Source organism: Cupriavidus sp. SK-3 (assembly GCF_000611145.1).
Classification (GTDB): Bacteria; Pseudomonadota; Gammaproteobacteria; order Burkholderiales; family Burkholderiaceae; genus Cupriavidus.
Genome location: NZ_JFJV02000035.1, coordinates 168 through 21,736 on the forward strand (window position 1 = coordinate 168; position 21,569 = coordinate 21,736).

Sequence of the window (21,569 nt, forward strand, 5' to 3'; positions counted from 1 at the left end):
AACGTCTATGCAACATACTCCGTTGCATAGCCACCCGCCTCTCCATGGAGGGGCGTTTACAGAGAACTCGCCCAAAGGCGAGCGTCCCCGCCCTTGGGCAATGGCTGGAAATCCATCCAGCAAAAAGCAAGCTGCAAATCCGGCCGGTGTTCTGGCCTTCCTCGCAACGTTCTAGACTCCCCCTGGCTGTTCGGCCCGGTTCGTCTAAGCAAGAAATGGTTGGGATTGGACAGTTCAGGCGGAAACCTTCCCCTTGTCCCAACAAGGTCGATGCTCCTTACGTTGGAGCTGCCCGGACACGATAGTGCGTGTCGCACAGGATCGCCGCATTATAGCAAGCAGGGCGCTGCCAGCCGCCCCGGTTCGCACGGGAAGGCCCGGCCACGCGGAATCATTTATGCTGTGCCCGGTCTGAATGCTGTCGCGCGGAACGCGCGGCCGACGTGGGCGGCACTTTCCGCCCTCCCCGCGCTGGCTGTGCCGACTGCGCCATTTCCCTTCCCCGATCCCTCCATGCAACGACGCAACTTCCTTGGCACCGGCGCGGCAGCGCTGCTGGCGGCCTGCTCCTTTGGCCCGAAACCGGGCGCACTCACCGCAGCGCCGGACACCCCGGCCACGCCGCCCATGGCGCCGCCTCGCCCGATCAAGATCGGCCTTGCGCTCGGCGGCGGCGCCGCACGCGGCTTCGCCCACATTGGGGTGATCAAGGCGCTTGAAGCGCAGGGCATCCATCCGGACTTCGTCACCGGCACCAGCGCCGGCGCGGTGGTCGCGGCGCTCTACGCGTCGGGAATGAACGGATTCCAGCTCAACAGGGTGGCGCTGACGATGGACGAAGCCACCATCGCCGACTGGGCCCTACCCTTCGGCACCCGCTTCGGCGGCTGGCTCAAGGGCGAAGCGCTGCAGAACTATGTGAACCGGCTGGTCGCCAATCGCCCGATCGAGTCCATGAAGCTGCCACTGGGCATCGTCGCCACCAACCTCAAGACCGGCCAGGGCATCTTGTTCCGGCGCGGCAACACCGGCCAGGCGGTACGGGCGTCGAGCAGCGTACCGGGCGTGTTCCAGCCGGTCTCGATCCAGGGGCATGACTATGTGGACGGCGGGCTGGTCGAACCCGTACCGGTCGATTCCGCACGCACCATGGGCGCTGACTTCGTGATAGCCGTGAACATCTCCGCCGAGCCCTCCAGCCAGAAGAACGGCGGCCAGAGCGGCGTATTGCTGCAGACCACGGCCATCATGGGGCAGTCGATCAGCAAGATGGCCCTGGCACATGCCGATGTGGTAATCCGCCCCGACCTGCCGGACATGGGTGGCAGCGACTTCGCCTCGCGCAACCGCGCCATCCTGGCTGGCGAGCAAGCGGCCTCCGCGGTCATGGCGAGCCTGCGCGACAAGCTTGCCCTGGCGCGCTCGCGGCCCGCCGGAACGGTGGCCGCGCAATAACGGCCGCGGGAGCACATGCCGCCGGGAGGCGGCGACAACGAAAAAAGGACTGCGAGGCAGTCCTTTTTTCGTTGTGACACGCACGGACAGGGCCCGCCTGCGCCTCAGCCGCCGTAGAGCGAACGACCGCCTGCGTTGGGATCGAAACGCTTGAGCGTCTCGACCATATTGCCCAGGTTGCTGGCGCTGCCGCTGTCCTGCGGCATATCGTCGATACGGCGCGCGCCGTTGTAGCGCGTCACCCAGTACGAGGCGCGCATGTCATCGACACGAATCTTGCTGCCGGTGGACGGGGCATGTACGAACTTGTTGTCGCCAATGTAGATGCCAACGTGCGAGAAGGTATGGCGCATGGTGTTGAAGAACACCAGGTCGCCGGGACGCAGGTCGCTGGTTGCCACGGTGGTGCCGACCTGGCTCATCTCGACCGAGCGGCGCGGCAGCATGAAGCCAAAGGTATCGTTGAAGACGTAGCGGACAAAACCGCTGCAGTCGAGGCCCGATTCCGGGCTGTTGCCGCCGAAGCGGTAACGCACGCCGATCAGCCCGAGGGCATTCATGACCAGGTCGCCGGCCTTGCTGGCCACATGGCTGGTCGAGTTCATGACCGAAGACAGCAAGCCGCGCTTGCCTTCCGGATGCGGCTCCGCGCTGAGTTCGGTACGTGCGTCGATGCGGGCGTCGGGATCCTTGAAGACCGTGTCAGCCAGCACTCCATTCGATAGAGTGGCACCGCAGGCAATGGCTATTCCTACGGCGGCGCGCGCCAGGGAATGAAGCACCGTTCGCTGCATTGGTTCTCCTGATGAATCGTTCTTGTCCGGGCCCGGGCAAACACACCGGGGCGGGCCTGAAATCAATGAAGTGGATCGCACGCAAAAAGCGCGCCAAGTGACGCAAGCCACCCGCGCTGCGCATAAGCGACGCGCGAACCACCCGTAAAATTAGTTCTCGCCGGATGGTATAAGGTTGTCATCCACATGTCAAAGTTCGTTACAAAATTCAGATAAAGTGCTTTGTAATCAAGGCTATACAACGGAAGTCGCAGATGCTTTCTCGGTTTGATTATGTCAGCGGCAGGTCAATCGGGTGACACCCTGAGTTCGGCCGCACCAACTTGCTGCGGAATCGGGTCGCCTGCACCAATTTCGGCCGCGATCATGAGCTTGCGGGTGTATGCGTGCTGCGGGTCACCTAGCACAACCTCGGTTTCTCCCGCCTCCACCACCTCGCCGGACTTCATCACGATGACCCGGTGCGCCATGGCGCGGATCACGGCCAGGTCATGACTGATAAAGAGATAGCTCAGGTTGTACTTGCGCTGCAGTTGCGTCAGCAGCGCCAGCACCTGCTGCTGGATGGAGACATCGAGCGCGGACGTCGGCTCATCGAGCACCAGCACCTGCGGCTTGAGGATCAGCACGCGCGCGATCGCCACGCGCTGGCGCTGGCCGCCGGAAAACTCATGGGGATACCGCCCCAGGGCCGTGCGGTCCATGCCCACCTCGCGCAGCGCCTCGGTAACGCGTTGCCGCATGGCGTCACGCGAAAGGCCCGGCTGGTGCAGTGCCAGGCCCTCCCCCACGATCTGCTCGATGGTCATGCGCGGCGAGAGCGAACCGAACGGGTCCTGGAACACCACCTGCAAGCGCGAGCGCAAAACGCTACGCTCGCGCCGCGAGACTTCGTTCAGGTTGCGGCCCAGGAACTGGATTTCGCCGGCACTACGGCGCTGCAGGTTCAGCACGGCGTGAGCCAGCGTGGTCTTGCCGGAGCCCGATTCGCCCACGATGCCGATCGTCTCACCCTCGCGCAGCGAAAAATCCACGCCCTTGACCGCGGCAAACTGATCCCGGCCGAACCAGCCAGCCAGCCCGCTGCGCTTGCGCGCATAGTTCACGCACAAGCCGCGCGCTTCCAGCAGTACCGGCGCCAGCGGCACCAACGGCAGCACCTCGCGGCGCGGCCGGCTGTCGATCAGCTTGCGGGTATAGGGATGCTGGGGCGCGGCGAAAACGCTGGTGGTTTCGCCCACCTCCACCAGCACGCCCTTCTCCATCACGCCCACGCGCTGGGCGAAAGCCCGCACCAGGTTGAGGTCGTGCGTGATCAGCATGACGGCCATGCCGAACTCAGCCTGCAGATCGCGCAGCAACTCGAGGATCTGCACGCGGATGGTGACGTCGAGGGCAGTGGTAGGCTCGTCGGCCAGCAGCAGCTTGGGCCGGCAGGCCAGCGCCATGGCGATCATCGCGCGCTGGCGCTGGCCGCCCGATAGCTGGTGTGGAAAGCTGTCGAACCGGTGCGCCGCATCACTGATGCCAGTGCGCTCGAGCAATGCGATGGCGCGCTCGCGCGCAGAGCGCCGGTCCAGGCCCTCATGCAGCGCCAGCGTCTCCACGATCTGGTTGCCGATCGTGTAGAGCGGGTTGAGCGCAGTCATCGGTTCCTGGAAGATCATGGCGATGTCGGCACCACGAATGCCCCGCATCTCGCGCTCCGAGACCTTGAGCAGGTCGCGGCCCTCGAAACGCACCGCGCCCTGGTAACGCGCGTCCTCCACCAGGCGCAGCATGGCAAGCGCGGTAACCGTCTTGCCCGAGCCGGATTCGCCCACCAGCGCGAAGCGTTCGCCCGCACGCAAGTCAAAGCTGACATCGCGCACCGCGCGGGTGGCATCGTCGCCATGGCCGAACGTGACCGACAGGCGCTCGATGCACATTAGCGGGCCGCCAGCGCCCTCCCTGGCTTGCACCGCTTGCACACCATTTACGGTGCTGGCTTGCGACAGCGCGCTCATGGCGTCACCTCGGCCGCGGGCGAACCTTCCGGCGCCTTCGGCTCGACCCGTCCGCGTAGCTGGGCCAGGCCCAGGCGCGTATCGAAGGCATCGCGCAGCGCGTCGCCCATGAAGGTCAGCAGCAGCAGGGTCACCACCAGCACGGCGAAGGTCGACAAGGAAATCCACCAGGCATCGAGGTTGGCCTTGCCCTGCGCCAGCAACTCGCCCAGGCTAGGGGTGGTGGGCGGCACGCCCAGGCCAAGGAAGTCGAGGCTGGTCAGGGCCAGGATGGCGGCGCTCATGCGGAATGGCAGGAAGGTGATGACGGGCGTCAGGCTGTTGGGCAGGATGTGGCGCCACATGATCTGTACGTTGGAGAGTCCGAGCGCCCGTGCCGCCTTGACGTAATCGAGCGAGCGATTGCGGTAGAACTCGGCGCGCACGTAGTCGGACAAACCCATCCAGCCGAACAGCGAGAGCAGGATGATCAGCAGCGCCAGGCTTGGCGTGAAGATCGAGGCGAAGATGATCAGCAGATAGAGCTCGGGCATCGAGCTCCAGATCTCGATGGCGCGCTGCGAGAACAGGTCGAAGCGCCCGCCGAAGAAGCCCATCAGGGCGCCCGTCAGGGTGCCGATCACCACGCCGATCAGGGTCAGGGCCAGGCTGAACAGCACTGAGACGCGAAAACCGTAGAGCAGCCGTGCCAGCACGTCGCGCCCGCGGTCATCGGTACCCAGCCAGTTCTCCGCCGAAGGCGGCGCCGGATTGGGTTCCTTGGAGAAATAGTTGATCGAATCGTACGAATAGCGGTTGGGCGGAAAAATCGCGAAATTGCCATTGCTGGTGATGCGGTCGCGGATAAAGGGATCGAGGTAGTCCGCCCTGGTAGGAAAGTCTCCGTCGAAGGTGTTCTCGGCGTAGGTCTTCACGATGGGGAAATACCATTCGCCTTTGTACTTCACCACCAGCGGCCTGTCGCTCGACAAGGTCTCGGCAACCAGGCTGAGCAGGAAGATGGCAACAAAGAGGATCAGGCTCCAGTAGCCGAGGCGGTTGCGACGAAACCGCTGCCAGGCTCGCTGGCGCGGCGAGGGTGAATGCGGCAGCCCGTTGGGGAGCGTGCGCGAGCGGAATTTCATCGGTGCACTGCCTCGAAGTGGATGCGCGGGTCGACCATCACATAGCAGACATCGGAAATCAGCCGGGTCACCAGGCCGATCAGGGTGAACAGGTAGAGCGTGCCCAGCACGACCGGGTAATCGCGCCGCAGCACCGCCTCATACGACAGCAGGCCGAGTCCGTCGAGCGAGAACAGCGTTTCGATCAGCAGGGAGCCCGTGAAGAAAGCACCGATAAAGGCCGCCGGGAAACCGGTCACAAGCGGGATCAGCGCGTTGCGGAAGACGTGCTTCCACAGCACGCGCCGCTCCGCCAGGCCCTTGGCGCGGGCGGTCAGCACGTATTGCTTGCGAATCTCTTCGAGGAAAGCGTTCTTGGTCAGCATGGTAACCACGGCAAAACTGCCCACCACCGATGCGGTGATCGGCAGCACCAGATGCCAAAGGTAGTCCATTACCTTGCCCATCAGCGAGAGCTGCTCCCAGTTGTCCGACGTGAGCCCGCGCAGCGGGAACCACTGCACGAAAGTGCCGCCCCCGAACAGCACCAGCAGCAACACACCCAGCACGAAGCCGGGAATGGCATAGCCCACCAGCACCACCATGCTGGTCACCACATCGAAGCGGCTGCCTGCCCGGATCGCCTTGGAGATACCGAGCGGCACCGATATCAGGTAGGTCAGGAAGAAGGTCCATAGACCCAGGCTGACGGAGACCGGCATCTTCGACTTCACCAGCTCCCACACGCTGCGGTGCTGGAAATAGCTCTGCCCCAGGTCGAACTGGGCGAAGCGCTTGAGCATCATGAAGTAGCGCTCCAGCGGCGGCTTGTCGAAACCGTACAGGGCCTGGATCTCCTTGATCTTCTCGGGGTCCACGCCGCGCCGGCCGCGGTATTCCGCGCCCCCGCCGCTGGCCTCGCCGCCACCGCCTCCCCTGCCCTTGAGCTCGAGCATCATCTGCTCGACCGGTCCTCCCGGCACGAACTGGATCACCGCGAAGGTCAGGGTGATGACGCCGATCAGGGTCGGGATCATCAGCAATACGCGCTTGAGCAGATAGGCGAGCATCTAGTTTCCTTGTCGCGCTTATTGAGCGGCCGGCTTGGTGTCGGCACGCCACCAGTCGCTCAGTATCCAGCCTTCGGCCGTGTAGTAGTACGGCAAGCGCTGCGGATAGACCAGCTCTTTCCGATATGACACCCGGTGCGAGGCGCTATACCAGTTGGGGACGATGTAGTAGCCGTGCATCAGCACGCGGTCCAGCGCGCGCCCGGCGTTGACCAGTTCGTCGCGCGTATGGGCATGCAGGACATTGTCCACCAACCGGTCGATGGCAGGCGATTTCAGGCCGAACAGATTATCGGAACCGGGCGTGCCTGCGGCTTCGCTGTTGAAGCGGTCGCGCAGTTCATTGCCGGGGCTCTGCGAATCCGGGAAGCGGATCGACACCATGTCGAAGTCGAAGTCCTCCAGCCGCTTCTGGTATAGCGCGAAATCGGTGGTGCGCTGGTTCACCTCCATGCCCAACTTTTCCAGGTTGCGCACATAAGTGGTGATGACGCGGCTCATGGCGCCGCCGTCATCCAGGAACTCGAAGACGAAAGGTTCACCCTTGGCATTGCGCAGCGCACCATCCGTGTAGGTCCAGCCCGCCTGCGCCAGCAACCTGCGCGCCTCGCGCAGGTTGTCCCGCAGGGAGCGCGGCGGATTGGTGGTGGGCATCGGCACGACAGGCCCGAATACCTCCGGCGCCAACTGTGTGCGCAGCGGCTCCAGCAGCGCCAGCTCGCCGGGCCCCGGCCGGCCATCGAAGGTGGCACTGGCTGCCAGTTCGCTGTTGGAGAACCAGCTATCGAGACGCCGGTAGGCGCCGTAGAAGAGCTGGCGGTTCAGCCACTCGAAGTCCAGCGCCAGGATCATGGCCTGCCTGACCCGCACGTCCTGGAACACCGGCTTGCGCATATTCATGACGAAGCCCTGCATGCCGGCTCCGTTGCGATGCGGAAAATCGGTCTTTACCAACTCGCCGTTGCTAAAGCGCTTGCCTTCATAGCTCTTCGCCCAGCTCTTGGCCTTGTACTCGACGATGGCGTCGAACTCGCCGGCCTTGAAGGCTTCCAGCTTGGCGGTCTCGTCCTTGTAGAGGCGGTAGACCACGCGATCGAAGTTAAAGGTGCCGCGCCGCACCGCCAGGTCCTTGCCCCAATAGGCTGGATTGCGCTTGAAACTGATGCCGCGTCCGGCATCGTAGCGCTCGATCAGGTAGGGCCCGCTGGCCACGGGATCCTCGAAGGTCAGCTTGTCGAACGGTACCGTGGCGGTCCACTTCTTCGAAAAGACCGGCAGCGAACCGACAATCAGCGGCAACTCGACGTTGCGCTGCTTGAAATCGAAGCGCACCGTGTGCGGATCCACCACAGTGACGGCTTTCACATCGGTGCACATGCTGCGGTAGCCAGGGCTGGATGCCTTGCTCATCAGCATGTCGTAGGAATACTTGACGTCGCTGGCCAGCACCGGATCGCCGTTGCTGAAGCGCGCCTGCGGCCGAATGTGAAAGGAGACGGACAACTCGTCCGGCGCCACGGTCACGTCATCGGCCAGCAAGCCATAGGCGCTGGCGGTTTCGTCGGCGCTGGCGATCAGCAGGGATTCGAACATCAGCGAATTCACGCCGGGGGCGGAGGTACCCTTGAGCGTAAACGGGTTGAACTTGTCGAAGCTGGTGCGGCGGTCCGGATTCGCGAGCGTCAGCGTGCCGCCGCGTGGCGCGTCCGGATTGACGTAATCGAAATGGGTGAAGTCGGCGGGATACTTGAGGCCGCCATACTGAGCGAAACCATGGGCCGCGCCAGCGGATAAGGGAAAACCCGCGGCACACAGGGCTACTAGTCCACAGCCCAGCGCCGCAATCGTGCGGAAGCGCTGCCATGCCGCCTGAAGCGGTCTACGTGCGCGAATATACATCCGGTTGGGGTCCTCCACCTGAATCGGATTCGTCCGCGGCCGTCTGCGGCGCGGTCAAGTTATGAGACAATTTTACATGGGTTCGGCCGGCGTTCAGCCATCCGGACATTCCAGTACGCGGCACCGCTAGTTTGCCGGTCGTCAGCCTGCTGCCAAGCAGCCACCGCGGCGCGCGCTGCAACCCGGACGCGATTGCACGAACCGTGCCCGTCCACCCCGAACAATCATTGGAGAAGTTATGGGATTTCTCGCAGGTAAGCGAATCCTGATTACCGGCCTGCTGTCCAACCGCTCGATTGCCTATGGCATCGCATCGGCCTGCAAGCGCGAAGGCGCGGAACTCGCCTTTACTTATGTCGGCGAGCGTTTCAAGGACCGCATCAACGATTTTGCCAAGGAGTTTGGCAGCAGTCTGGTGTTCGAATGCGATGTCGGCAGCGACGAGCAAATCGCCGCCACCTTCGCCGCACTGGGCCAGAGCTGGGACAAGCTCGACGGGCTGGTGCACTCGATCGGCTTCGCACCGCGCGAAGCGATCGCCGGCGACTTCCTCGAGGGCCTCTCGCGCGAATCCTTCCGCGTTGCGCACGACATTTCCGCCTACAGCTTCCCGGCGCTGGCCAAGGCCGCACTGCCCATGCTGTCGGACAAGGCCTCGCTGCTGACGCTGACCTATCTGGGCGCGGAGCGCGTGGTGCCGAACTACAACACCATGGGCCTGGCCAAAGCCTCGCTGGAAGCCAGCGTGCGCTACCTGGCCGCCTCGGTAGGCCCGCGCGGCATCCGTGCCAACGGCATCTCGGCAGGCCCGATCAAGACCCTGGCTGCCTCCGGCATCAAGGGCTTCGGCAAGCTGCTGGGCCATATCGAGGAAGCAGCGCCGCTGCGCCGCAATGTGACCATCGACGAGGTCGGCAACGTGGCCGCATTCCTGCTGTCCGACCTGGCCAGCGGTGTAACCGGCGAGATCACCTATGTCGACGCCGGCTTCAACACGGTGGGCGCGAGCCTGCCCGAAGAAGCGTAATCCGGGTGCGGCCGCCTGGGCGGCCGGCCATCGCAAAAAGGGGGCGCCCGGCTTTGGCCGGCGCCCCTTTTTAGTGCCTGCGGCGAGCTGGCACCGGGACCACCGCGCATGGCACGCGCCAACTAATCGGGGCCCGGCGCGGGCAGGAGACCCGAGCGCAGATAAGCAATGATCGGTGCCCAGAAAGCATCCTGACGCTCCGGTTCGGTCGCCGCATCGTGCGGCAGCGCCGGCAACGCCACCAGTCGCCGCGCCCCCGCGGCGGCACGCTCCAGCCGCTCGGCATGCGCGAAGGGAATCACCTCATCCGCGCGGCTGTGCACAAGCAGCAGCGGCAACTGCAAATGATGCAAGTGCATCTCGTTGTCCCACGGCTCGGGCAGCAGCCGCGCCAACCACGCCGGCACCCGCCCTGTCACCACCGCCGCCTCGCGCGCGGACGTGAATCCGGCGGCAATCACCAGGCCATCCGGTGCCGGGCGCAATGTGGATATCACATCAAGCAGCACCGCTGAGCCTAGCGAAAATCCCATCACATAGCGCCGGGACGACAACGGCGTAGCGGCGAGGAACTGCCCGTAAGCGGCCACGCCGTCTTCATGCAGGTTGACAACGCCGGGCTTGCCATCGCTGGCGCCGTAGCCGCTGTAGTCGAACACACAGGAAGAAATGCCGTTACGGTAAAGCAGCACCTGGGCGCTGGCCCAGTCGGACAGGTTCTCCTCGTCGCCGTGATAGATCAGCACGGCAGGCGCCTCGGCTGCCTGCGCCAATACGCAAGAGCCGCGCAACGTGCGCGCCCCGCTGGAAAAAGCGAACTGGCGTGACGGGGCGCCCAGGCGGTCGGGGGTCACGGCATCGGCTGAGCCGGCCTGCTTGGGTTCGAACGCATCACGTTCAACGGCCAGGAACAAGGCATGGCGGGCAGCAGCAGCCAGCAACAACAGGCAGGCGCCGCCGGCCAGCCATTGACGCAGTTTCCTGGCACTGCCTGCCGGGGACTTTGCCATGGGGACACCTCGGGCAACGAGACCGTGGCCAAAACCGCGGCTCAACCCTGGAATCTTAATCCGGACTTGTGGGGAATGCGGGAGAAGATGGCCCGCCCTACACGATTCGAACGTGTGACCGCTCGCTTAGAAGGCGAGTGCTCTATCCAACTGAGCTAAGGGCGGATACGTGGAAACTGCTGAAGACTACCGATACGAAGCCCGGTATTCTACCTCAGAGCCGCAGCCTATCCTACCGCCCCGACGCGGCGCGCCGCACAGGCAATCGTCACGATGCCTGCGAAATCCGCATGCGCGGTGTCTTTGCCATGCCGGCAATTCGCTCGACAGGCTGCGTGGAAACGCAATTCCGACCCATTGTCTTGGCGTCGTAGAGGGCATTGTCGGCTCGGCGCATCAGCGCATCCGCGCCCTCTCCCGGCAGCCGCTCGGCCATGCCGACGCTGACCGTGTAGGAGATCGCATCGGGCTCGGACGGGCATGGCGTTGCGCGCACCAGCATATTCAACCGCAAGCTGATCGCCCGCCCCTGGTCCAGTGACGCGTCCGGCATCACGATGCCGAATTCTTCCCCCCCCAGCCGGCCGACGAAATCGCCCGTGCGCACCGACTTGCGCAGCAACCCGCTGAAGTGGCGCAGCACGCTGTCGCCGGCGAGGTGGCCGTAGAGATCGTTGATGGCCTTGAAGTGATCAAGATCGATGAAGGCCACGGTCAAAGGACGTTGCAGGCGGTCCGCCTGCTTGCAGGCATCCTCCAGCGCCTCCCAGTAAGCGCCGCGCGTCAGCACATCGGTAAGATCGTCATAACTGGCGCGATGCTCGAGCCGGCGGCGCAGGCTGTCGTGCGCCATCAGCGCGAAGCTGACCGACAAGCTGACGATGCCGAAGGCGTGCAGGAGGGTGAACGTTTCTTCGGGTGGCCCCTTCGCCAGCCAGGCGAGCCCGGCAGGAAGCAGGGCCAGCTCGGCAGGAAGCAGGGCCAGGTCGGCTGCCTGATAGACGCCCATACCCGCGCAGGCGAGTGCGATCAACCCAAGCGACAGCGCCGCCAGCCGCCCGGTGCCGCGCTTGGCCGGCACTTGCTCCGCCACGACGCGCAGCAACGCGAGCGGAAGATAGATGTTGGCCAGGGCGAAGAGCAGCGCCGGCCCCGACGGCGGCGCCCCCGACCAATCGAAGTAGACCGCACCGGCCAGCACCGCAAGATTCAGCAGGCAGAGTGCGCCCGCGCGCCCACGCCTGCCGAAGAAGCAGCGCGTGCCGTACACCATCAAGGACAGCGCCGCGGTCATGACCATGTCCGCCAGATTGAGCGTCCGCCATTCCGGCAGATAGTCATGCGCGGCAAGCAAGACCGTGGCGGCCGTTACCAACAGGTCGCCAACCACCCAGGAATTCAATCCTGCCCGGCCCATACCCGGCGTGCGCTGCAAGACGGCGAATACCACTGCCATCTGCAACCCGAATAGGCCCGCGACGAGCATACTAACTTGCGACTGAAACATGATTTCCCCGTCCAACTTGGCAGGTGGCGTTCCATCACGCCACCTTGCGCCCCAGGACCCGCGCGGACCCAAGGTTTTCGCCATTCATTCTTTTTTACGCATCTGACCGACTTCATGCGCCCCGGCGGACGGGGGCTGGGCCTCGCGATCGTGGCGCGGGCACTCTTGTTTTCATGCTCTGCGCCAGTCCCGCAGGCGGCACGCTTCCCCTTGCGCCTGACCGGGCGCGGGGTCTGGCCGCTGCGGTGTGCGGATTATGTCAGCGCTCGCGACCAAGTCAAGCGAACCTTGCCCATCGAATACGTCAGCGCTACCGGCACCGGCCAGCGCCATGCGCGGCCGGTGCAAAAGTAAAATTTGACCCGTGCCCCCCAGCCGGGCTACAATCCGATGCTTCGGGGCGTAGCGCAGCCTGGTAGCGCATCTGATTTGGGATCAGAGGGTCGCATGTTCGAATCATGTCGCCCCGACCAGTATTTGGCAATATGATCAAAGGCTTAGACCATAGGGTCTAAGCCTTTTTTTCGCCCATTGTCTCGTCCACTGTCGGCACATGGGCCGAATCTTGGCCACTCGCCTGCCCCCCCCCCTCCACTGCGTCGCACCAGTTCCACGGCAGTGCCATGAATATGGGATGCCCCGCGAGAGCCGGAACGACGACACTGTTCGCGGGCGGATCCGCAGAACGCCCACACCACTTTTAGCCCGTCACCTACCCGGCTGCGGGCTTTTTTTCGTGTTTTTGCGGGCGGAAACCAACAAGGTACCCGAGAGCACACCACGCCCGGGCAGCACTGGCATGGTATAATCGCGCGTTAGCCCGGGGTGTATGCAGCATGCCCTGTAACCGGGCGCCCTTGCCGAAATCTGCAATCAAGCCGCAATTTATACTGCGACGCAGTATCGGCAAGCCACCGGGAACATCTTGCCCGCTTCATTGCCCCGCGCCTATCACGGTAGCTCGGCCGCATTAGCTTGGGCCGCAACCGGCAAGGCAATCGGCCGGGCACTGACGCGCCCCCTGGCGATTCCCTAACGTGGACCACGTAGCACGCGCTTCGGCCGTGCCGGTCCGGGTCAGCTTGCCTCCCGCAACTCCAAGGCGCAACCAAGCAAGCCGGCGCTTGTCACTGCTGGCACCCGGACCTCGCGAGTCAGCAGGCAGCAAGCCGGCGCTCGCCTCACCGGATTTACCTAAATCATGCAGCCCAAGGCTGCCGTAAAGGAAGAAGATTGGCTAAGGAAGAACTCATTGAATTTGGCGGCGTTGTCTCGGAAGCCCTGCCCGACAATCGTTACCGCGTAACGCTGGAAAACGGCGTGGAAATCTGGGCCTATGCCTCGGGCAAGATGCAGAAACACCGCATCCGCATCCTGGCCGGTGACCGCGTGACGCTGGAAATGTCGCCCTACGACTTGACCAAGGGCCGCATTAACTTCCGCCACAAAGTCTGATCTTCTTCCACGCTCGCCGCCGGCGAGCGTTGCGCCAAGCGCGCTCCCAGGGCACCGCCTAGCGGCGGTCCGGCCCAGGGAAACATCTGGCCGTTGGTACCGCCTTGGTACCGGCAAGGGCCTGCCGCAAGCGTCGCCGTAGCAATGCCGTCCTGATCCCCCAGGCCTGGCATCCACGTGCTGGCGCCGTCTGCGTTTCCAGCGGGCCTGGCATGAGGTCCCCGTCACATGCGCGTCATCCGGGCTTGCGATGCTGCAAGCCCGTTTGGCCGGTGCTTGCCCGCCTTGCATGCACCTGCAGGCGTAGCCATACTCAAGCCACCCCCCTTAGTCCGAATACCCCGCCCCATGAATCTGATCCTTTGGCGCCATGCCGAAGCCGAAGAGTTGCCTGGCTCGCTCGGCCTAAGCCGCAATGCCGACCTGCAGCGCCCATTGACAAGGCGCGGCCATAAGCAGGCGGATGCCTCGGCAGCCTGGCTGCGCGCGCACCTCCCGGCCGGCACGCGTGTTGTCTGCAGTCCGGCGCTGCGCACCCGCGAGACCGCCGCCGCCCTGCGGGAGAACGCCGAGATATTGCCCGAGCTCGCTCCAGGCGCCGACGTCAGTTCGGTACTGGCCGCGGTCGACTGGCCGCAGGGCGCCGAGCACACTGTCCTCGTAGGGCACCAGCCGTGGCTAGGCCGCCTTGCCAGCCTGATGCTGGCAGGCACCGAAATGAACTGGAGCGTGCGTAAGAGCGGCATCTGGTGGCTATCGGGCCGCACCCGCGAAAGCGAATCCCAGGTGGTGCTGCGGGCCGTCATCAATCCTGAATTTCTCTGATTTTTTTCAGAGATTTCTTGCCTCCCGGGCCAGGCAGGCTCCACTTGCCTGGCCATCGTCACCGAACCGTCACAGCGGCTTCACGGCACTGTCACCTGCCCTCTCTACATTCGACCGCAACAGTTTCGTCACCGTAAGGACATACTGATGCGAGAGCTACCGACGCCCACCCAGCCGTTGTTCGATTCCTTGCCCAATGGCCTCTCCGGCCATTCGGCGCGGAGGCGTCTTCATCGCCAGCAACCTGCACAGGCAAATGAACAAGGGCATGAACAGCCTGCTTTCAGCGTGGCGTGGGCGCGCCACCAGGATGAAGTAGTCGAGGCGCAACGCCTGCGCTACAAGGTTTTTGCCGAAGAAATGGGCGCAAGGCTGAACCCGTCGACGCCGGAGCTCGACGTGGATATGTTCGACGCCTATTGCGACCACCTGATCGTGCGCGATATGACCACGCTCAAAGTGGTCGGCACGTACCGCGTCATGGCGCCGCACCAGGCCAAGCGCATCGGCTGCCTCTATGCCGAGTCGGAATTCGACCTGGTGCGCCTGGCCCACCTCAAACCCAAGATGGTCGAACTGGGGCGCTCCTGCGTGCACCGGGACTACCGTTCGGGCAGCGTGATCATGGCGCTGTGGGGGGGCCTTGGCGAGTACCTGCAGCGCTGGGGAATCGAGTCGATGCTGGGATGCGCAAGCGTGCCGATGAGCGACGGCGGCCACTATGCGGCCAGCCTTTACCGCGTATTCGCGGAGCGCGCCCTGGCGCCGATCGAATACCATGCCTTCCCGCGCCTGGCCTTGCCGATTGATGAGCTGAACCAGACGCTGGAGGTGGAACCGCCGGCACTGATCAAGGGCTACCTGCGGCTCGGCGCGCGCATTTGCGGCATGCCGGCCTGGGATCCCGACTTCAACGTCGCGGACTTCCTCACGCTGCTGCGCGTGAACGATATGAACCCCCGCTACGCGCGCCATTTCCTCGGCCTGAACCGCGGCGCCTGAACCTCAGCGCCTGATCCGGACAGTGCCTGTGCGAGCGCTGGCTCGCACAGGCAACATCGGGTCATTGACCGGGGGGCAGCCTGCCGGCCGGCCCCCGCCCTCTTGCTCAGGCGTAGACCACCTTGTAGCGCTTGCCGATACGTTCCCACTCATCGGCTTCCTGCGCCAGGCTGTATTCCACCAGCGGATTGGCTTCGATCCAGGCCTTCGGCAAGCGGACTTCGAAGCCCTCATCCAGCCCGTCCGAGCGCTGGCCAACGGTGATCTCCGGCAGCGGCTCGTCGGCGCGGCGCCGGCACAGCACGAAGGCCAGGCGCAGGCTGAACAGCATGCGCCAGTCGAGGAACTTCCCGCTGCCTGACAGCTTGCCCAGCTTGCCGGCGTGTCCGAGCAGTAGCGTCGCCAGCCGTGCCTGGTCGGTTTTGGAGAAGCCAGGCATGTCGGCGTGGGTGGCGATATACGCCGAGTGTTTGTGATAGCCACTGTGCGAGATGGTCATGCCGATCTCGTGCAGCCCGCCAGCCCAGCCCAGCAGCGCAAGATTGTCATCGCGGCGCTCGTTGCGCGGCTCGGGAAACTGTGCCAGCAAGCCCAGCGCAGCCTGTCGCACACGCTGCGCCTGGGCGCGGTCCACGCCATAGCGCCGCATGAACTGGTCGACGGTAATGGTGCGCATATCCTCGTGATGCGTGCGGCCCAGCAGGTCGTACAGCACGCCGAGGCGCAGCGCGCCATCGGTCACGTCCATGCGCTCGATATCGAGTTCGGCGAACACGCCGAGCATGATCGACAGGCCGCCGGGCAATACGGGAATGCGGTCCGCCTTCAGCCCGACCAGCTTGACCCGGTTGGCGTTCTCCGCCTTGACCAGCGCGCGCTTGAGACGTTCCAGACCTTCACGGGTGATACCGTGCTCGGCCGGGTTGTCGTTCATGCCGTTCAGCTCGATCAATTCAGCCAGCGCGCGCGCCGTGCCGGACGATCCCACCGCCTGCTGCCAGCCGGCGGCGCGGTACTGGCGCACCAGCACCTGGATCTCCCGGCGCGCGGCCAGTTCCGCCTGCTTCATCGCGTATTCATCGACGTTGCCACTGGGAAAGAATTGCCGGCTGTGCGAGACACAGCCGATGTACAGGCTCTCCATCAGCTTGGACGAGTAGCCACTGCCAATGATGAACTCGGTCGAGCCGCCACCGATATCGACCACCAGCCGGTTGCCCGCGCAGGCCGGCGCATCGTGCGAGGCACCCAAGTAGATCAGCCGCGCCTCTTCCCGCCCGGCAATCACCTCGATCGGGAATCCCAGCGCATGCTCGGCCTCGATGAGGAATTCCGAAGCGTTCTTGGCCACCCGTAGCGTATTGGTGGCCACTGCACGCACATGGTCCGCGGAGAAATCGCGCAAGCGGTCGCCGAAACGCCGCAGCGCGTCGATGCCGCGGCGGCGAGCCGGCTGGTCCAGGTATTTGTCGGGCGTCAGGCCCGCGGCCAGGCGCACGGGCTCGCGCAGCGCGTCAACCTGGAAAATCTGGCTGGCCGGCCCGGATGCGGTCAGGCTCTCGTCCACCCGGCCGATCATCAGGCGGAAGCTGTTGGAGCCCATATCGACGGCGGCCAGCAAGCGAGGGGTTTGGTTCATCGCGGTAGGGGGAATGTTAGTCGGTGCCGCAAGCCGCGGCGCAAAAGATTGCATCGGGCGAAACAACGCTGCCCAACCATGGAAAATATGTCTTTATCATGTCTACATCGTGACAAAATCACTTTGTCATCAATTTGACATCAATCTATGAAAAAGTCGCCGCATTACCAAAAGAAGGTCATGCCAATGTCGACAAGCCCACCTGGCACGCTGCTCAACCGTGAACTGGGCATTCTGGAATTCAACGCGCGAGTGATGGCACAGGCTGCTGACGCCAAGGTGCCGTTGCTGGAACGTCTGAAGTTCATCTGTATCGTATCAAGCAATCTGGACGAGTTCTTCGAGATCCGCATGGCCGGATTGAAGGAGCAGATGCGTGACAATCCGTCCGGCATCACCCCCGATGGGCTCTCGCTGCAGCAGGCTTACCAGATCGTAACGGAACGCGTGCAAACGCTGGTGGCGATGCAGTATGACATGCTGCAAAACGTGATTTTCCCCCTGCTGGAGAAAGAAGGGGTGTTCTTTCACCTGACCTCCACCTGGAACGAGGCGCAACGCGAATGGGCGCGCAGTTTCTTCGTGCGTGAACTCGGCCCCGTCCTGACGCCGATCGCGCTGGACCCGGCCCACCCCTTCCCGCGGGTACTCAACAAGAGCCTGAATTTCGTCATTGAATTGTCGGGCAAGGATGCCTTCGGCCGGGAGGCCGACCTGGCCATCGTGCAGGCGCCGCGCGCGCTGCCGCGCATGGTCAGGATGCCCGAGGAGCTCTCGGGCTACCCCTACGGCTTTGTGCTGCTGTCGTCCTTCATGCAAGGCTTCGTGCATGAGTTGTTCCCCGCCATCAAGGTCAACGGCTGCTATCAGTTCCGCGTCACCCGCAACTCTGACCTGTTTGTGTCCGAGGACGATATCACGGACCTGCGCGAAGCGCTGCAGGGCGAGCTGCCCACCCGCCACTTTGGCGACACGGTGCGCCTGGAGATCTCTTCCGACACACCGCCGACGATCGCGCGCCGACTGCTGCTCGAATCCGGCTTGGGCGAGCAGGATGTCTACCGTGTGAGCGGCCCCGTCAACCTGGTGCGGCTGATGCAGATCCCCGACCTGGTCGACCGCCCCGCCCTCAAGTACCCGCCCCACGTGCCGGCGCCGGTCAAGGCATTCGTGCCCGGCGTGCCGATGTTCGACGCGATCCGCCAGCAGGACGTGCTGCTGCATCATCCCTACGAGAGCTTCAGTTCGGTGCTCGACCTGCTGCAGCAAGCCGCAGTGGATCCCGCCGTGGTGGCCATCAAGCAGACCGTCTATCGCACCGGCAACGAGTCGCCGGTGATGGAGGCGCTGATGACCGCGGCCCGCAATGGCAAGGAAGTCACGGTCGTAGTGGAACTGCTGGCGCGCTTCGACGAAGAAACCAATATCAACTGGGCCGAGCGGCTCGAGTCCGCCGGCGCGCACGTGGTCTACGGCGTAGTCGGCCACAAGTGCCACGCCAAGATGCTGCTGATGGTGCGCCGGGAACTGGCCGGCGCCAAGAGCAAGCAGTACAAGCTGCGCCGCTACGCGCACCTGGGCACCGGCAACTACCATCCGCGTACCGCGCGGCTGTACACCGACTTCGGCCTGCTCACCGCCAACGAGCAGATCTGCGAAGACGTCCAGCATGTGTTCCAGCTGCTCACCGGCACCGCGGGCACCATCCGGCTGAATCATCTGTGGCAGTCTCCGTTCACCATGCAGAGCAACCTGGTCGAGCATATCCGCGCGGAAGCGCGCAACGCCCGCGCCGGCAAGCGCTCGCACATCATGGCCAAGATGAATGCGCTGCTGGAGCCGTCGATCATTGATGAGCTGTACAAGGCTTCGCGCGCCGGCGTGAAGATCGACCTGATCATCCGTGGGGTTTGCGCGCTGCGTCCGGGCGTGCCGGGCATGTCGGAGAACATCACGGTGCGCTCGATTGTCGGGCGTTTCCTGGAACATCATCGCGTCTACTACTTCCTGGCCGACGGTGCCGATGTCGTCTACTTGTCCAGCGCGGACTGGATGGACCGGAACCTGTTCCGCCGGGTCGAAGTCGCCTTCCCCGTACTGGACAAGACACTGAAGGCGCGCGTGATCAGCGAGAGCCTGCGCGTTCACCTGCGCGACAATGCTTCCGCCTGGATCATGCAGGATGACGGTAGCTACACACGCAAGCACACCAAGTCCAAGCAGCCCCACGTCAGCCAGCACGACTTGCTGGCCATGTTCGGCAGTGCCTGAGGCGCGAGTGGCACGGGTGGCGCGGCACGCCTGGCGTGCCGTGCCCAGCGGCTGCAAGGACCACGCATAGCCGCTTTCGCGCCGCGCCTGATGCGGGGCCAATGCGCGGTGCTGGCGCAGTTCAGACCGATCGGGCTACAGTTCGGTGCGGGTTTGGCACGGGAGGATGTGCTGCTCCGGCTGGCCGGACACGCTGGAGCAGTCGATGCCCTGGACCAGCCGCAAACCTCCGGTCTTGGCCGGCAACTGGCCACCCTGCGAATCGCGCTGGTCAGGCTGCCTTCTGCGGCGGCTGGCCGGGGCGCGGCACGGCGGCTGGCACGTAGCCACTGCGATCGGTCGGGAATACCACGCGGAACACGCTGCCGCGGCCTACCTCGCTGGTGATACGCAGGTCGGCATGATGGCGCGACAGCACGTGCTTGACGATGGCCAGCCCCAGGCCGGTGCCGCCGGTATCGCGCGAGCGGCTGCGGTCGACCCGGTAGAAGCGCTCGGTCAGGCGCGGGATATGGTCGGCGGCGATGCCCAGGCCCGTATCGCTGACCGAGAAGATGGCGTGCTCGTTCTCGTACGTCAGCGCGATGCCGATGCGCCCGCCCTCGGGCGTATAGCGCACCGCGTTGGAAACGAGGTTGCCGAATGCCGATAGCAGTTCCCGCTCCGCGCCGCGGATCACCACCGCCGGATCGATCTGCGCGGACACCTGATGGCCGCCCTGCGACAGCGCCTCGGCGTCATGCACCAGGTGCCCGACCAGTTCGGCCATGTCGATGCGCTCCGAGCTCGGCGGCTGCTCGTCGCTTTCCAGTTTGGCCAGCACCAGCAAGTCCTCGACCAGGTGCTGCATGCGCATGGACTGCACCAGCATCATGTCGAGATAGCGGTTGCGATCCTGCTCCGATACCGGCAGGTCGCGCACCGTCTCCAGGAAGCCGGTCAGCACTGTCAGCGGCGTCTTCAACTCGTGCGAGACATTGGCGACGAAATCCCTGCGCATCGCCTCGGTGTTCTCCAGCTTGGTGATGTCGTGCGTCAGCACCAGCTTGCGGTTCTCCCCGTAAGGCAGGATCTGTACGGCAATCACGCTGCGCTTGTGCTCGCCCATGTCGCGCATCAGCAGCGGATCGTCGAAACGCTGCAGGTGCAGATACTGCACGAACTCGGGGCGCCGGATCAGGTGGGTAATGCGCTGGCGCACGTCCCGCCGCGCATTGAGGCCGAAATGCTGCTCGGCCACGTCGTTGCACCACTCGATCTGGTCGGCGTCGTCGAGCATCAACACGCCGTTGGGGGAAGCCTGGATGGCCTGGATAAAGCGGGTATGTTGCTGCTCGACCTGGAGCACCTGGGTACGCCACCGCTTGACCAGCCGATGCAGGCGGTAATACACCTCGCCCCACAGCCCGAGCGCGCTGGGAATCTCGCCGTAGGCCGGCGCGTCGAGCACTTTCCACAGGCGGTTGATCTGGTACAGGTAGTAGAGCAAGAGTCCCAGCAGCGCGACGCACATCACGGCCAGCGCGGGTACGGGACCAGCAAGGAAGTACAGCCCCGACGAAGCCAGGGCCAGGAAGATCAGGATGGCCGCCGAACGGGCCCAGATGACGTTCATGAAGAAGGAAGAAGGTCAGGCAGGCGGCAGGACCGCAGGGAATGCGGTGGAGTGTGCCACGAAACAGGCAACAAGAAACAGGCCACAAGCGAGGCAACAAGCGAGCGGCCAGCGGTCGGCCGCCCGCCCGGCGACACGCGCCACGCCGGCGACGACGTGGCAAGCCTGGTGTCAGTGGCTGGGCGCGCGCGCCAGGCGGTACCCGCTGCCCCGCACCGTCTCGATCATATTGCTGTACCCACCGGGGGTCAGCGCGGCACGCAGGCGCTTGATATGGACGTCGACCGTCCGCTCTTCGACGAACACATGATCGCCCCAGACCTGGTCCAGCAGCTGCGAGCGGCTGTGCACGCGCTCCGGATGCGTCATCAGGAAGTGCAGCAGACGGAACTCGGTGGGACCCAGATCCAGCTTGATCAGCCCGGCCTCGTCCTGGCCGGTGACACGGTGCGTGGCCGGATCGAGGCGCAGGCCATTGATGGCAACCACGTCGTCGGTGAGTTGCGGTGCGCGGCGGCGCAACACGGCCTTGATGCGGGCCAGCAGTTCCTTGGGGGAAAACGGCTTGGTGACATAGTCGTCCGCGCCGGCCTCAAGCCCCAGTACCTTATCCTGCTCCTCGCTGCGCGCGGTCAGCATGATGATCGGAATCTGCTTGGTGCGGTCGTTGTTGCGCAGTTCCTTGGCGAAGGTTGCACCCGACTTGCCTGGGAGCATCCAGTCGAGCAACACCAAGTCCGGCAACACGTCGCTCATCAGCGACAGTGCCTGCTCGGCGTTATAGGCCCGGATCGGATAATGTCCCGCGTGTTGCAGGTTGACCGCGATCAGTTCGGCGATCGCCGGTTCGTCTTCGACAACAAGAATGCTGCTTGGCATGTAGTTTTCTCC

16 protein-coding genes and 2 tRNA genes are annotated in these 21,569 nt (G+C 64.2%); 7 read left to right on the top strand and 11 right to left on the bottom strand.

Annotated elements, in window-relative coordinates:
• The first annotated feature begins 513 nt into the window (after positions 1-513).
• Entirely contained in the window at positions 514-1,455 is a 942-nt protein-coding gene (locus tag CF70_RS03595) for a patatin-like phospholipase family protein (RefSeq protein ID WP_035860482.1), read from the top strand.
• 104 nt (positions 1,456-1,559) lie between these two features.
• On the opposite strand, the gene CF70_RS03600 is transcribed toward CF70_RS03595, so the two are convergent.
• The 5 genes from CF70_RS03600 to CF70_RS03620 form a co-directional block, all read right to left on the bottom strand.
• Complete coding sequence (locus CF70_RS03600) at positions 1,560-2,249, bottom strand: C40 family peptidase (RefSeq protein ID WP_035860485.1); 690 nt, start codon at positions 2,247-2,249, stop codon at positions 1,560-1,562.
• A 287-nt stretch (positions 2,250-2,536) separates the two neighbouring features.
• On the bottom strand, positions 2,537-4,177 hold the full coding sequence (locus CF70_RS03605) for an ABC transporter ATP-binding protein (RefSeq protein WP_152561678.1): 1,641 nt from the start codon (positions 4,175-4,177) through the stop codon (positions 2,537-2,539).
• Between the two features lie 74 nt (positions 4,178-4,251).
• Positions 4,252-5,379, bottom strand: coding sequence for an ABC transporter permease (locus tag CF70_RS03610; RefSeq protein ID WP_035860490.1), 1,128 nt, complete (start codon positions 5,377-5,379; stop codon positions 4,252-4,254).
• On the bottom strand, positions 5,376-6,428 hold the full coding sequence (locus CF70_RS03615; protein ID WP_035860494.1) for a microcin C ABC transporter permease YejB: 1,053 nt from the start codon (positions 6,426-6,428) through the stop codon (positions 5,376-5,378). Before CF70_RS03615 ends, CF70_RS03610 begins: the two co-directional genes overlap by 4 nt.
• 18 nt (positions 6,429-6,446) lie before the next feature.
• Positions 6,447-8,327 carry an extracellular solute-binding protein gene (locus CF70_RS03620; RefSeq protein ID WP_035860497.1) on the bottom strand — a complete coding sequence of 627 codons (1,881 nt, stop codon included), beginning with the start codon at positions 8,325-8,327 and terminating at the stop codon, positions 6,447-6,449.
• Positions 8,328-8,565: 238 nt separating this feature from the next.
• Here CF70_RS03620 and fabI point away from each other — a divergent pair, with 238 nt between their 5' ends.
• Positions 8,566-9,354: an enoyl-ACP reductase FabI gene (gene fabI, locus CF70_RS03625; RefSeq protein WP_035860500.1), complete on the top strand. Its 789-nt coding sequence runs from the start codon at positions 8,566-8,568 to the stop codon at positions 9,352-9,354.
• A 122-nt stretch (positions 9,355-9,476) separates the two neighbouring features.
• On the opposite strand, the gene CF70_RS03630 is transcribed toward fabI, so the two are convergent.
• The 3 genes from CF70_RS03630 to CF70_RS03640 all read right to left on the bottom strand — a co-directional run bounded on the left by CF70_RS03630 (position 9,477) and on the right by CF70_RS03640 (position 11,886).
• A complete protein-coding gene (locus CF70_RS03630; protein ID WP_035860503.1) occupies positions 9,477-10,364 on the bottom strand; it encodes an alpha/beta hydrolase in 888 nt (295 codons plus the stop codon).
• Positions 10,365-10,452: 88 nt separating this feature from the next.
• Positions 10,453-10,529 (bottom strand) — tRNA-Arg (locus tag CF70_RS03635).
• Between the two features lie 103 nt (positions 10,530-10,632).
• Positions 10,633-11,886 (bottom strand): GGDEF domain-containing protein, encoded by a 1,254-nt coding sequence (locus CF70_RS03640; protein ID WP_235184869.1) that lies wholly within the window; start codon positions 11,884-11,886, stop codon positions 10,633-10,635.
• 381 nt (positions 11,887-12,267) lie between these two features.
• On the opposite strand from CF70_RS03640, the gene CF70_RS03645 reads away from it, so the two are divergent.
• From CF70_RS03645 to CF70_RS03660, 4 genes are all read left to right on the top strand, one after another.
• Positions 12,268-12,344, top strand: a tRNA-Pro gene (locus CF70_RS03645).
• A gap of 760 nt (positions 12,345-13,104) precedes the next feature.
• On the top strand, positions 13,105-13,326 hold the full coding sequence (gene infA / locus CF70_RS03650) for a translation initiation factor IF-1 (protein WP_006157708.1): 222 nt from the start codon (positions 13,105-13,107) through the stop codon (positions 13,324-13,326).
• 348 nt (positions 13,327-13,674) lie between these two features.
• Complete coding sequence (locus CF70_RS03655; RefSeq protein ID WP_035860512.1) at positions 13,675-14,151, top strand: SixA phosphatase family protein; 477 nt, start codon at positions 13,675-13,677, stop codon at positions 14,149-14,151.
• Between the two features lie 147 nt (positions 14,152-14,298).
• Positions 14,299-15,153, top strand: a complete 855-nt coding sequence (locus tag CF70_RS03660) for a GNAT family N-acetyltransferase (protein WP_081862006.1) — start codon at positions 14,299-14,301, stop codon at positions 15,151-15,153.
• A gap of 106 nt (positions 15,154-15,259) precedes the next feature.
• Here CF70_RS03660 and ppx read toward each other — a convergent pair whose 3' ends face one another.
• Positions 15,260-16,792, bottom strand: a complete 1,533-nt coding sequence (ppx, locus tag CF70_RS03665) for an exopolyphosphatase (protein WP_035860516.1) — start codon at positions 16,790-16,792, stop codon at positions 15,260-15,262.
• Positions 16,793-16,939: 147 nt separating this feature from the next.
• On the opposite strand from ppx, the gene ppk1 reads away from it, so the two are divergent.
• Complete coding sequence (gene ppk1, locus CF70_RS03670; protein WP_081862007.1) at positions 16,940-19,063, top strand: polyphosphate kinase 1; 2,124 nt, start codon at positions 16,940-16,942, stop codon at positions 19,061-19,063.
• A 271-nt stretch (positions 19,064-19,334) separates the two neighbouring features.
• On the opposite strand, the gene phoR is transcribed toward ppk1, so the two are convergent.
• Both phoR and phoB read right to left on the bottom strand, forming a co-directional pair.
• Positions 19,335-20,678, bottom strand: a complete 1,344-nt coding sequence (gene phoR, locus CF70_RS03675; RefSeq protein WP_035860523.1) for a phosphate regulon sensor histidine kinase PhoR — start codon at positions 20,676-20,678, stop codon at positions 19,335-19,337.
• A gap of 171 nt (positions 20,679-20,849) precedes the next feature.
• A complete protein-coding gene (gene phoB, locus CF70_RS03680; RefSeq protein WP_035860526.1) occupies positions 20,850-21,557 on the bottom strand; it encodes a phosphate regulon transcriptional regulator PhoB in 708 nt (235 codons plus the stop codon).
• Positions 21,558-21,569: the final 12 nt, after the last annotated feature.